The sequence below is a fragment of the Microcoleus asticus IPMA8 genome (assembly GCF_013179805.1).
Lineage (GTDB): Bacteria > Cyanobacteriota > Cyanobacteriia > Cyanobacteriales > Microcoleaceae > Microcoleus > Microcoleus asticus.
In genome coordinates this window covers 1-12,400 of sequence record NZ_SRRZ01000174.1, presented here as the reverse complement: position 1 = coordinate 12,400, position 12,400 = coordinate 1, and the positions used below count along the sequence as shown (strand labels likewise).

Here is a 12,400-nt window from a genome sequence, read left to right as displayed (position 1 = left end):
TATGATTCAGGATGTCGCTCATGTTTCTGTCTCAAAAAAGCTTTACGATCTTCTTGTACCACAAAATGTTACTATTTTGGAGATGTCTTATTGACATCCTCCCCGGCGTGAACGCACGGGGATTCCAAGAATCACTTCTTGGGCTTCCTCTTTCCACGACTCGGCTTACATTGAGGAGTTACCTCACCAATGCAGAGGTCGATGTCTTCAGAGGCGTTTAACGTTCCCATGTGTCCCACGGTACGGAGTGCTAACTCAAGTATGTTAATTGCCGCATTCCAGTCTCGGTCTAGTACAAAACCACAATGATGACAGCGATGTGTTCTTTGACTCAAAGACTTCTTCATGACTTCCCCACAGTTGGAGCAGTTTTGAGAAGTGTAGTGCGGTGGTACCGCAACCGTTACCACACCAAACACTTTGCCAAAATATTCCAACCATTGACGGAAAGCCGACCATGCAGCATCAGATATAGACTTTGACAGCTTTCTGTTTCTAACCATGTTACGCACCTGCAAGTCCTCATAGGCAACCAAGTCGTTAGACTGGATGACGCATCTTGCTAACTTCACGGCAAAATCTTTACGCTGCCTACTTACCTTGAGGTGCTTTCGACTGAGGCGATTTCTCGCTTTGGCTCTGTTTTTCGACCCTTTGGTCGTGCGAGAAAGTTTACGACTAAGACGCTTGAGCGCTTTCTCGGACTTTCTCAGATGACGGGGGTTCTCGATTGTTTGACCGTCCGAATCGGTGTAGAAGTGAGTCAATCCCACATCCAGTCCAACAGTCTTACCCGTTGGCTTTCTCTTCTCTACCCGTTCTTGGTCAAGGCAAAACTGAACGTAGTACCCATCAGCTCTACGAACAACACGCACTCGTTTAATCTGCTTCAACTGGTAGAAGTGCAGGTCACGAGTTCCCCACATCTTGAAGCTTCCTGCTTCAAACCCATCAGTGAAGGTGATAGTTCGTCTATCGAACGACAACTTCCAGCCCGTTGTTTTATATTCAACAGAGCCATGTGTTTGATGCTTCTTAAAGCGTGGGAAGCCTTTCTTCCCGGGCTTGTTTTTTTTGCAGTTGTCATAAAACCGAGCGATAGAACTCCAAGCCCGCTCAGCACAAGCTTGTCGAGCTTGGGAGTTAAGTTTGCCAGCCCAAGGGAACAATGCGGCGAGAACAGCGCAATAGGCGCTCAACTCGTACTTACCAATCCCCTTGTTGTCCAACCAGTATCTAAGGCAGCTATTGCGGACAAAGCGAGCAGTGCGAATGGCTTCATCGAGCCGCTCGTACTGCTGTGCAAATCCCTCTAGTTTTGCCTCAAAAACAAGCATACTTACGCTGATATAACTAGCGTAAGTATACCACCGTTAAAGAAAGCCGTCCTAGAAGGACGGGGCTTTAAACCCATTATTTTTGGTAAGGTGGATAAGTGCTATCAGCGGTAGGTCTACAAACGGCGCGATCGAGCAGCCAGACGCAATGAAGTTAAAAGCTTTTTGCTTCCCCGGCATCGAACCGCCCAAAACCAATCCCAAGTTAAACAGTTTTTTATTCAGAACTCAAAACTTAAAACTTTCTTACTGTAATCAGCCAGATGGATCGGCTGTAGCTGTCCGGCCGCAACCACCTTTATGCCCCATGACCGATCGTAATTTATGTCTTCAAATTCTCCCTCTTCTTGGCACACCGTAGCAATTGACCAAACTCTCCAGCAGCTAAGCAGCAACAAAGACGCTGGCTTGAGCAGCCAACAGGTGTCAGAACGCTTGCAGCAATACGGCCCCAACGAACTAGAAGAAACAGGAGGCCGCAGTCCGTGGTCGATTTTTGTCGATCAGTTCACCAACATCATGTTGTTGATGCTGATGGGTGTGGCCGTGATTTCGGCTTTTTTGGACATCAGGTCAAATACTTTTCCCAAAGACGCGATCGCCATTTTTGCGATCGTCATACTCAACGGCATTCTCGGCTTTTTCCAAGAGCAAAGTGCTGAAAAAGCCCTCGCAGCCCTCAAAAACCTTGCTTCCCCCCTAGTCAGAGTCCTGCGGGACGGCAAAACTTCCGACATAGCAGCCAAGGAACTTGTACCCGGAGATGTGATGCTGTTAGAGGCTGGGGTAAAAATAGCAGCAGACGCACGCTTGATTGAAACATCAAATCTGCAAGTCCGAGAATCTGCTTTGACGGGAGAAGCTCTAGCAGTTACCAAGCAAGCAGAGCTAGAACTTCCAGAAGATGCTTCCTTGGGCGATCGACTCAACCTGATTTTTCAGGGCACAGAAGTTGTTCAGGGACGAGCAAAGGCGATCGTCACCAACACCGCAATGCAAACTGAACTGGGCAAAATTGCCGCCATGCTTCAGTCAGTAGAAAACGAACCGACTCCCCTGCAACAGCGGATGGATCAGTTGGGAAAGGTTCTAGTCTCCGGTGCCCTAACCTTAGTCGCAATTGTCGTCATCGGCGGCATGATTACCTTCCAAAACGGCAGCCTCGGGTTCGATACCAGCAGGTGGGAAGATTTGTTAGAAGTTTCTCTGAGCATGGCTGTGGCTGTGGTTCCCGAAGGACTCGCAGCAGTCGTGACAGTTACTCTGGCACTCGGAACTAGGCGGATGGTGAAGCGAAACGCCCTGATTCGCAAACTGCCTGCAGTAGAAACTTTGGGCTCGGTAACTACCATTTGTTCTGACAAAACAGGTACTCTGACTCAAAATAAAATGGTAGTTCAGCTAGTGTCTACGGGCGACTGCACAGTCGCCGTCGCAGGCGACGGCTATGCCCCGATCGGAGATTTTACCGATCGCCTGACATCGGCCAAAATTAATAATTTAGAGGAATATCCAGAACTCGAATCTTTATTAATTGCCTGTGCAGTTTGCAACGACGCAGTATTGCAACAAGAACAGCAAGAATGGCAGATTTTAGGCGACCCCACAGAAGGAGCTCTGCTGTGTGTAGCGGGGAAAGCAGGCATTTATAAGGAAAAACAGTCTCAATTGCTGCCGCGGACGGCGGAATTTCCTTTTTCTTCCGAACGCAAACGGATGAGCGTAATTTGCGAAGTGCCGGGCCGATCTGGAAATTCGGGATTTCCCGCAGCACAAGGACAGCAGCCGAATTATTTGATGCTGACCAAAGGCTCTCCAGAGTTGACTTTGGAGCGCTGCAAAGGCATTATAGTCGGCGATCGAGTACAACCTTTAACCCAGGAAATGCGCGATCGCATCCTCGTGGAAAACAACAACATGGCAAGCGGCGGTTTGCGAGTGCTCGGGTTTGCGTACAAACTCTGGGAAAACATACCGCCCGAAGGTTCTGAGGAAACCAGCGAACAAGACATGATTTGGCTGGGACTCGTCAGTATGCTGGACGCCCCGCGCCCGGAAGTGCGGGAAGCAGTGAGGAAGTGCCGCGATGCAGGCATTCGGGTGGTGATGATTACAGGAGACCACCAGTTGACAGCAAAAGCCATCGCTTACGATTTAGGTATTGCAACAGAGGGCGATCGAGTTCTCACCGGTCAAGAATTAGAAAAGCTCAGCCAAGAAGAACTCAAACAGCAAGTCGAACAGGTTAGCGTTTACGCCCGCGTCTCCCCCGAACACAAATTGCGCATTGTCCAAGCTTTGCAAAGTTGGGGCAAATTTGTCGCAATGACCGGCGACGGAGTTAACGACGCCCCCGCCTTGAAACAAGCCGATATCGGCATCGCGATGGGGATTACCGGCACCGATGTCAGCAAAGAAGCTAGCGATATGGTGCTCCTCGACGACAACTTCGCAACTATTGTCGCCGCCGCTGAAGAAGGGCGAGTGGTTTATAGCAATATTCGCCGCTTTATTAAATACATTTTGGGCAGCAACATCGGCGAAGTTTTGACAATTGCGGCCGCACCTTTAATGGGTTTGGGGGGAGTGCCGCTGACGCCGCTGCAAATTTTGTGGATGAACTTAGTAACAGATGGCGTTCCCGCTTTGGCATTGGCTGTGGAACCGGGGGAACCGAACGTGATGAAAAGGCCTCCTTTCAGTCCGCGAGAAAGTATTTTTGCGCGGGGTTTGGGTTCTTACATGATTCGGATCGGGATTATTTTTGCAATTTTGACGATCGCGATGATGTCCTGGGCTTACGGATATACCACCAACCCCAACCATGTTGGAGATCCCGAGGCTTGGAAAACAATGGTGTTTACAACTCTTTGTTTGGCACAAATGGGTCACGCGATCGCAATTCGGTCTAACACTCAGCTAACTATCGAGTTAAATCCCTTCACTAACGTTTTTGTGTGGGGGGCTGTAATTGTGACTACTATTCTGCAATTGATGCTGATTTACGTTCCGCCGCTGAGAGCATTTTTCGGCACTCATTATTTAACGGGGTTTGAATTGATGGTTTGCTTCGGTTTCAGCGCCCTGATGTTTGTCTGGATTGAAATGGAAAAACTGTTCTTGCGCTTTTACAAATCTAGAAAATAGTGTTAACGACTGACGAATACTGAGCGATGTTTCATTATTAGCTAGAGTGTTCGCATTTGGCACTATTCTCAAGCACATACGCCAGGGTTTCAACCCCTGGCTCACAGCTAAATTAATCGCTATGAAAACTAAAGAGATTGTGTCACAATTAAACATTTATTACTTCGTTATAATGTGATTGCGAGCGCAACGCTCGGCGAAAATCGCAATCGTAAAGGCGATGGGTTGCCAACCTGTAAGGTGCGCCCGGTCGTTCACCCTACGATGACTGTATTACTAATTACCAATTACCAATTACTAATATTATGTATTTGAAAACGCTGCACCTACGGCAGTTTCGGAACTACTTCGATCAAAAGGTAGCCTTTGACGCTCCCAAAACCATTTTAGTAGGAAATAACGCTCAAGGAAAATCTAACTTGTTAGAAGCGGTAGAGTTACTTTCTACATTAAAAAGCCACAGAGTAGGGCGCGATCGCGATTTAATACTCGACTCAAAGCCGAGCGGGCAAATTGATGCTACACTCGAACGTCAAGCCGGACCGATCGACTTAGCTTTAACTCTTCGCTCTCAGGCGCGTCGGACACTGAAGCTCAACGGTGAACCGCTGCGCCGCCATTTAGACTTTTTGAGCGTCTTAAATGTAGTGCAATTTTCTTGTTTGGATTTGGACTTAGTGCGCGGCGGGCCCGAAGGAAGGCGCAATTGGATCGATCGTCTAGTCATCCAGTTAGAACCGATTTACGCTCACATTTTGCAGCAGTACAACCAAATTTTGCGCCAGAGAAACGCTCTGTTGAAACGTTCTAAAGAAATCAGGAAAGCGGAATTTTCCGAAAGTTTTGACAAAATGCAATTTCTTGCACCCGAAAGTCCCGAACCGGAAAATAAAGAAGACTTACCAATTCCCAACTCTCAATTCCCAATTCCCAGGTCAGAATTAGCTTTGTGGGACGCGCAGTTGGCGACAGCGGGCGCTCGGGTCATCCGCAGGCGCGATCGAATTTTGGAGCGATTGATGCCTTTAGCTCGAAATTGGCACGGTTCAATTAGCGGTTCAGCAGAAGTTTTAGATGTGAAATACGATGCTAATATTGAAGTAGGCGCGGAATTAATCGCTAAAGAGAATCTCGAAGGAGTGCGGCAAGCATTTTTAGAGAAAATTCAAAAAAGGGCGATCGCAGAACAGTTTCAAGGAACCACTTTAGTCGGCCCCCACCGCGACGATATTACATTTACAATTAACAGTACCCCAGCTCGTCAATACGCCTCCCAAGGCCAGCAGCGAACTCTGGTATTAGCATTAAAATTAGCCGAATTGCAGCTTATTGAAGAAGTCGTCGGCGAAGCACCTTTACTGTTGCTCGACGACGTACTTGCAGAACTCGATCTCAGCCGCCAAAATCAACTTTTAGAAACAATTCAAGAACGATTTCAAACTCTGATTACTACGACTCATTTAGGCGCTTTTGACACTCAGTGGCTGCGACAAACCCAAATTCTCTCCGTCGTTGCTGGACAAATCAATCGATTTTAGATTTTAGATTTTAGATTTTAGATTGACAAAATTTCTGTTTCATGGTAAAGATACAAAAAAATTGAAAAATTGGCATTATTAGCTCAATTCGAGATAGGATAAAGGTTAATTTTGATTACCGCTTTCGCTTCCATTTTTCTAAACCTTATGAAGCATTACATTTCCCGTCTGTTAGCTCTGGTATTAGTTGTTGTCATCGGCATAGCGGGCTGTACCAATGTTCCGGCCACTCTGAGTGGAGATTATGGCACAGACACATTAGCATTAGTGAACAGCTTGAGAACAGCGCTCACTTTACCAGAGGGCGCGCCGGAAAAAGCAGCCGCCCAAGCCGCTGCTCGCACAAGTATCAACGATTTTTTTGCTGCATACCGCCGCGATCCCGCTCTTACCAAGCTGGCATCTTTCACGACAATGCGCACGGCATTAAACTCTTTGGCAGGACATTACAGTTCCTATCCCAACCGTCCTGTTCCTGAAAAATTGAAAAAGCGTCTTGAGGCAGAATTTCAGCAGGTAGAAGCTGCTCTCAACAGAGGATCTTAATCTCACAATTTAGGATAAAGGATAAATTTTAATAATTCATCTTTCATCCTTGATATTTGAGTGTTAACAATTTTTAGTAGAAATATCAACTGCTTTTAGCGCCCACTGTACCCAGGCGCTTTTTTCAGCAGCATTTAGTGAAAACATACTGAAAAATTGAACTGGATATGAGATCGAATTCGGGCTTTTTACCCCCTTTATTTTTGAGTCCGCGAAGGCGCGTGCCTGCGCGCCAACACTATCGAATTCGGGCTTTTTACCCCCTTTATTTTTGAGTTCGCGAAGGCGCGTGCCTGCGCGCTAACACTTAGGCAGAGGAAAGTTTGTATAACATAGCAGCGGTTTAATCACCGAGTCTTATCTTGCCCGCCCTTATTGAATTTAAATAGCCGCCAGATAGAATTTGCATTGTGCGATCGACTTGTGCCATAACTAGGTCAACGGAAAAAAGTAGAAAATTTGTAGCTGCTTGTTGAGCGCGATCGCAAAAAGGCGATCGCCACCCTATTGAAACCAGAAAACCCCATTCCATTCTCCCATGAAAATTGCACCAACTCGCATCGCGAATTTTCAACACCAGCGACGCTTTTTAAGTGCGGTAACTGCTGTTTTAACCAGTAGCTTCATCAGCCAGCTTGTTTGGCCGTTTATCGAAACTCAACCAGCTTTTGCCGAAACATCAGCCTATTGCCAATTATCCAAAGAACAGGTAAATCAAAAAGAAGACTTGCGTCGCGCCGCCCTGTCAGGAAAACGCGAATCTCAGCAAGCATATTTTGCTGTTTTGAGCAAACACGCGCGGGAAATAGCAGAATGCCGCCAAAAAACTTGGCCCGAAACCCAAGCAGTTTGGCTGCGTTTGTATCCCTGCGATGTCAGACCCGGAGAAATCGATCGGGTATTAGACAAAGTTGTGAATAAAGGCTACAACCAAGTCTATATAGAAACATTTTATGACGGTCAAGTGCTGCTACCAGTCGCAGACAATCCTACGGCTTGGCCTTCTGTTTTGAGAAATCGCGGTTACGAGAAATACGACTTGTTAGAAAAGGCGATCGCCAAAGGCAAACAGCGAGGTTTAAAAGTATACGCCTGGTTATTTACCATGAACTTTGGCTATACCTATTCTCAGCGTTCTGACAGACAGCAAACCCTCGCTATCAACGGTAAAAATCAGACAACTTTAACAGTAGTTCAAGACCCAGGAATTAACGATGACTTAGGAGAAGTTCCGGGCAATCAAGCCTTTATCGACCCCTACAGTCCGCAAGCGAGGCAAGACTATAGTTTGTTAGTAAATCAAATAGTCAAGCGCCAGCCCCAAGGAATGCTATTCGACTACATTCGCTATCTACGGGGCGTCGGGCCTGCTTCAGTTGCTACCAAAGTTCAAGACTTGTGGATTTACGGCCCAGCATCGCAGCAAGTTCTTTTGCAGCGGGCTAACAATCAGCAAGGGCGAGATTTAATTCAGCGATATTTGACTAAGGGATTTATCAATCCTAATGACGTTCAAGCAGTAGTCAAACAGTATCCAACTGAGAAAGAACCTCTTTGGCAGGGGCGAACTCCGCGACCGATACCGATAGCAAATCCAGCTTCTAGAAGGGAGAATGCCGTATCAAGATCGGCTTCAATAACTCCCGCCACTAACAATCCCAACGCTGCACGTCCAACACCAAAACCGACAGCGCCACTTCCCGATACCGGGATACTGCAAAAAGACCTCTGGACACTGAGCGTGGCTCACGCAGTCCAAGGAATTTTAGATTTTTTGGGAATAGCAATTCAGCCAGCTCAAAGGATGGGAATTCCTGTAGGAGCGGTGTTTTTTCCCACCGCAAATCAAACGATAAATCAAGGGGGATTTGATTCGAGATTGCAGCCTTGGGACAAGTTTCCGCCTGCTGTGGAATTCCACGCTATGTCTTACGGAAATTGCGGGGATGTAAGCTGCATAGTGCCGCAGGTGCAGCGGACAGTGAGTTTAGCGCCTGCGGGAGCAAAAATTATTCCTGCCATTGCTGGAGATTGGGGAAAACCTCTAAAAAATCGGCCGTCTTTGGAGATTCAAATGCGAGCAATTCGCTCTGCGACGCCGCAAATTAATGCGGTGAGCCATTTTGCTTTTGGGTGGCAAGAACCGGAGGATGAAAGGGCACGGCAAACTTGCCGATTGTAGTGCAATTATTTGTAGGGACGCGACTGATTGCGTCCTTACGAAACGGGATTTGTGAAGGTAGATAACTATCGGACAAGCTCTTACTTAGTCCTGGACGCACCGACTCTATCTGTAGGGTGCGCCGAAGCGCACCTTACCTCTACCAATACGGTCTTCAACCATTTTGTGCGTCCAGGACTGTTACTGTAAGTCGGGAAATTTTGGCGATCGCCTTTGAAAGGGAGCTTATTTGCTAAGATAGTTAGATACAGATTAACACATAGGAGTATTTACTGTGGTAAATCAGCCAGAAATAGCAGAGCAAGTATTCGATCGAGATTCCGCGAGCGATGATTTCAATTGGAGTCAAGAAGAAGACAACGGCGACGAGACTTATGAAACAGATAAATTGATATACGATCCCGAGAAAATTAATGTTCGTACCAGAGAACCGACGATCGAGCAACTATTAAGAAGAATCGACGAGGCAGCCCTGGACTTAGCACCGGACTTTCAACGCCATGCAAATATCTGGAAGGATGAAGCTAAAAGCAGACTGATAGAGTCAATTTTGATTCGGATTCCATTGCCAGCGTTTTATATAGATGCAACTGATGAAGATAAATGGTTGGTTGTCGATGGATTGCAGCGACTATCTGCTCTCAAGCAATTTATGAGCGATAAAACACTGAGGTTATACGGACTAGAATATCTGAACAATTTTGAAGGCAAAACTTACGATGAAATAGAGCGTCGATACCAGCGTCGAATTGAAGAGACTCAGGTGACAGTTTATTTGATTGAAAAAGGTACGCCTCCTGAAGTCAAATATAACATTTTTAAACGAATCAATACAGGGGGGCTTCCTATGTCTCCTCAAGAACTCCGTCATGCTCTTAATCCCGGTAAGGCAACAAAATTTTTAGCTAAGCTTGCTACATCTAATGAATTTAAGCAAGTTACAAAGCTAAGTAACTTGCGGAAAATGCGGATGGACGATCGGGAATTTATACTAGGTTTTTTAGCATTTAATATTACATCTTATCAAGACGAACACTCAGAAAAAAGAAATTTATTTTTGAGTAAAGCTTTATATAAAGTTAATAATATGTCTGAATATGAATTACAAGACATTGAAAATAATTTCAAAAAAGCTATGGTTGCAGCATGGGAAATTTTTGGAAAAAATGCCTTCCGTAAAATCTCCAAACACCAAACAAAAATGTTTCCCATTAATAAAGCATTGTTTGAAGTTTGGTCAGTTAACCTGAGTCTACTTAGCGAGGAGCAACTTGATATATTGAAGCAGCACAAGGAGCAATTGATTGAAAAATTTATAAATTATGTAGATAGCGATCGAGAGTTTCTGATTTCTATCTCTCAAGCAGCGGAAAAGATTGAGTACAGATTTAGGATAATTGAAAAAATCATTCAGGAGGTTCTGGCATGATTACTTCACTACACTTGCTTAACTTCAAACCGTTTTCCAATCAGTTATTAGCTTTCAAAAAGCTTACTTTATTTTCAGGTTTAAACAGCACTGGTAAATCTTCTGTTATGCAATCGCTGCTGCTACTGCGACAATCTTATCAACAGGGTTTATTGCCAGAAAAAGGGTTGGCGCTTAATGGGGATTTCGTAAATATTGGTACTGCTCAGGATGCACTTTTTGAGGGAGCAAAAGAAGACTTTATTGGTTTTAATATTGTTTGGGAAAACAACAGCGAGGGGAGATGGCGTTTCAAATATGACAAAGAGGTAGATGTGTTGAAAATTGACTCGGAACCAGTTAGCTCAGAATTGTATAAATCACATCTTTTTGGCAATAATTTTCACTATCTTCAGGCAGAACGGATTGGGCCGCGCCCATTTAATGAAATGTCAGATTACCAAGTACGACAGCTCGGTCAACTCGGTATCAGAGGTGAATATACTGCACATTTCCTTTCTGTTAAAGGGGGAGAGACTATTCCTAATAGTAGTCTCAGCCATCCCAATGTAAAAAAATCCAAGACTCAACCTGGTGCACCTTTAGTAAACTCAATGGAGTTGATAGACCAAGTTGAGGCGTGGATGGGAGAAGTGAGTCGGGGTACGCGACTCAAAATTGATGCCAAATCAGATGTCGATTTGATGAGTTTTCAATATTCCTATGGAGATAGCAATCCTTACCGGGCAACTAATGTGGGATTTGGAATTAGCTACACTTTACCGATTATTGTAGCGGCACTTGCATCAACACCTGGTACAATCATTTTAATTGAAAATCCTGAAGCGCATCTCCATCCCAAAGGACAAGTTAAAATGGGTGAATTGTTAGCTTTGGCAGCTAGCGGTGGGGTTCAAGTTGTGATAGAAACTCACAGCGATCATGTTTTAAATGGGATTCGCCTTGCGGTTCACGGAGGCAAAATTGACCCGAAAGATGTTCAGTTGCACTACTTCCACCGTGACAATAAAGAAAAAGAAAGACAAGCTGTGACTGAGGTAATATCGCCAAAAATCGATCGCAACGGACGAATTGATCAATGGCCGGAGGGTTTTTTTGATGAGTGGGACAACAGCTTGGAGATTTTGTTGGAACCTGCGGTGGAAGGAGAATAAGCGATGGATTTGGAGATGGTGTTTAATGAACTGTCTGCGCGAACTCTTGCTCCTGATATTTCTACAGCACGACAATGGATGTCAGAATTGATTAGGACGATGGTTGCAGCTAAAGGCTGTGGGCTGAAGGGAATTCGCATCCAAGCAGATTTTCATGCTATTATTCTTGCTGAAAGCTATCCTCTTTCTCGTTGGCGTAACGATCCTGAAGTTAATAAAGACGAGCGGACTTTTTTGAGAACGCTTGCAACTAAGACTCCTTTATCCGTTGATATTCCAGATATAGAGATTAAAATAAAAGTTGAAGACCCTGGTTGTGAGTTGAGTTTACAGGGTATTCAATCCGAAAGCTTTAAAGTTGCTTACTACCTTGAAACATTAGTCATTAGTCTGCATTCAGAATTGCTGTGGAATGCTAGTCGCATCAACTTAGATTTGATACAAATTGATGAGAATGGAGAGCTAATAAAAGAAAGTGTAGAGGTTCTTCATGCTAGTCAGAAAAACCACGTTCTCGAACACGCTGATTGGATTAAGAAACGTCAGCAAACAGCGGTCGTTGACGGTTTGGAACTTTGGAAACGTCGAGCTGAGTTATTCTCCAGCCTGGAATTTTGCGATCGCGTTAGCCAACAGATAGAAAGCCTGGTCGATCCGAAAATGTTACGACAAGTTGTCAGAAAGTTATTTGAGCTTGATGAATTATCCAAAAATTGGACAGACGGAGCGCTGAATTTGGATAATCTTCCTAGCAAGGTATCTCCAGAGAGCGAGTCAAGACTTAAGGAGTTTAAAGAGCAACTAAATATTCAGTGTCTTGACGGGGAAAAGCGTATTTTCAGTTTGCACGTCCGCATGACACCGGGAGCTTGGCGACTCCATTTCTGCACAGAATCAGGGCCAGGAAAGATAATCATTGGGTATATTGGCCCCAAAATAAAATAATTTTAAGATTCGCCAGACTTTTAGCGGAAGCTGGGTGCATCTCACTTTTGCAAATATATGAAAAAGGGCTCAAATGAAAAAGCTAGTAAAACTGTGAAAAAAGATGAGGTAAAAAAAATGAC

General features: G+C 45.1%; 9 protein-coding genes. 7 read left to right on the top strand and 2 right to left on the bottom strand.

The window, feature by feature from the left end; all coding sequences use genetic code 11:
* Positions 1–131 precede the first annotated feature (131 nt).
* On the bottom strand, positions 132–1,337 hold the full coding sequence (locus tag E5S67_RS29135; protein WP_172192572.1) for an RNA-guided endonuclease InsQ/TnpB family protein: 1,206 nt from the start codon (positions 1,335–1,337) through the stop codon (positions 132–134).
* A 324-nt stretch (positions 1,338–1,661) separates the two neighbouring features.
* On the opposite strand from E5S67_RS29135, the gene E5S67_RS29130 reads away from it, so the two are divergent.
* The 3 genes from E5S67_RS29130 (at position 1,662) to psb27 (ending at position 6,568) form a co-directional block, all read left to right on the top strand.
* The gene (locus tag E5S67_RS29130) at positions 1,662–4,484 is read left to right on the top strand and encodes a cation-translocating P-type ATPase (protein ID WP_172192570.1); all 2,823 of its coding nucleotides are present in this window, start codon (positions 1,662–1,664) and stop codon (positions 4,482–4,484) included.
* Positions 4,485–4,789: 305 nt separating this feature from the next.
* Entirely contained in the window at positions 4,790–6,022 is a 1,233-nt protein-coding gene (locus E5S67_RS29125) for a DNA replication/repair protein RecF (protein WP_172192568.1), read from the top strand.
* A gap of 147 nt (positions 6,023–6,169) precedes the next feature.
* Positions 6,170–6,568, top strand: a complete 399-nt coding sequence (psb27, locus tag E5S67_RS29120) for a photosystem II protein Psb27 (protein WP_172192566.1) — start codon at positions 6,170–6,172, stop codon at positions 6,566–6,568.
* A gap of 343 nt (positions 6,569–6,911) precedes the next feature.
* On the opposite strand, the gene E5S67_RS32830 is transcribed toward psb27, so the two are convergent.
* A complete protein-coding gene (locus E5S67_RS32830) occupies positions 6,912–7,100 on the bottom strand; it encodes a hypothetical protein (protein WP_216670785.1) in 189 nt (62 codons plus the stop codon).
* 6 nt (positions 7,101–7,106) lie between these two features.
* Between E5S67_RS32830 and E5S67_RS29115 the strand changes: the two genes are divergently transcribed.
* The 4 genes from E5S67_RS29115 to E5S67_RS29100 all read left to right on the top strand — a co-directional run bounded on the left by E5S67_RS29115 (position 7,107) and on the right by E5S67_RS29100 (position 12,278).
* Positions 7,107–8,750, top strand: a complete 1,644-nt coding sequence (locus tag E5S67_RS29115) for a family 10 glycosylhydrolase (RefSeq protein ID WP_172192564.1) — start codon at positions 7,107–7,109, stop codon at positions 8,748–8,750.
* Between the two features lie 274 nt (positions 8,751–9,024).
* Positions 9,025–10,179 (top strand): GmrSD restriction endonuclease domain-containing protein, encoded by a 1,155-nt coding sequence (locus E5S67_RS29110; RefSeq protein WP_172192562.1) that lies wholly within the window; start codon positions 9,025–9,027, stop codon positions 10,177–10,179.
* Entirely contained in the window at positions 10,176–11,333 is a 1,158-nt protein-coding gene (locus E5S67_RS29105) for an AAA family ATPase (RefSeq protein ID WP_172192560.1), read from the top strand. The genes E5S67_RS29110 and E5S67_RS29105 overlap by 4 nt, the downstream gene beginning before the upstream one ends.
* A gap of 3 nt (positions 11,334–11,336) precedes the next feature.
* The gene (locus E5S67_RS29100) at positions 11,337–12,278 is read left to right on the top strand and encodes a hypothetical protein (RefSeq protein ID WP_172192558.1); all 942 of its coding nucleotides are present in this window, start codon (positions 11,337–11,339) and stop codon (positions 12,276–12,278) included.
* Positions 12,279–12,400 lie beyond the last annotated feature (122 nt).

Coding starts and splice junctions, on each gene's coding strand:
- E5S67_RS29135 (WP_172192572.1), bottom strand. CDS start 1,337: ATGCTTGTTTTTGAGGCAAAACTAGAGGGATTTGCACAGCAGTACGAG.
- E5S67_RS29130 (WP_172192570.1), top strand. CDS start 1,662: ATGTCTTCAAATTCTCCCTCTTCTTGGCACACCGTAGCAATTGACCAA.
- E5S67_RS29125 (WP_172192568.1), top strand. CDS start 4,790: ATGTATTTGAAAACGCTGCACCTACGGCAGTTTCGGAACTACTTCGAT.
- psb27 (WP_172192566.1), top strand. CDS start 6,170: ATGAAGCATTACATTTCCCGTCTGTTAGCTCTGGTATTAGTTGTTGTC.
- E5S67_RS32830 (WP_216670785.1), bottom strand. CDS start 7,100: ATGGAATGGGGTTTTCTGGTTTCAATAGGGTGGCGATCGCCTTTTTGC.
- E5S67_RS29115 (WP_172192564.1), top strand. CDS start 7,107: ATGAAAATTGCACCAACTCGCATCGCGAATTTTCAACACCAGCGACGC.
- E5S67_RS29105 (WP_172192560.1), top strand. CDS start 10,176: ATGATTACTTCACTACACTTGCTTAACTTCAAACCGTTTTCCAATCAG.
- E5S67_RS29100 (WP_172192558.1), top strand. CDS start 11,337: ATGGATTTGGAGATGGTGTTTAATGAACTGTCTGCGCGAACTCTTGCT.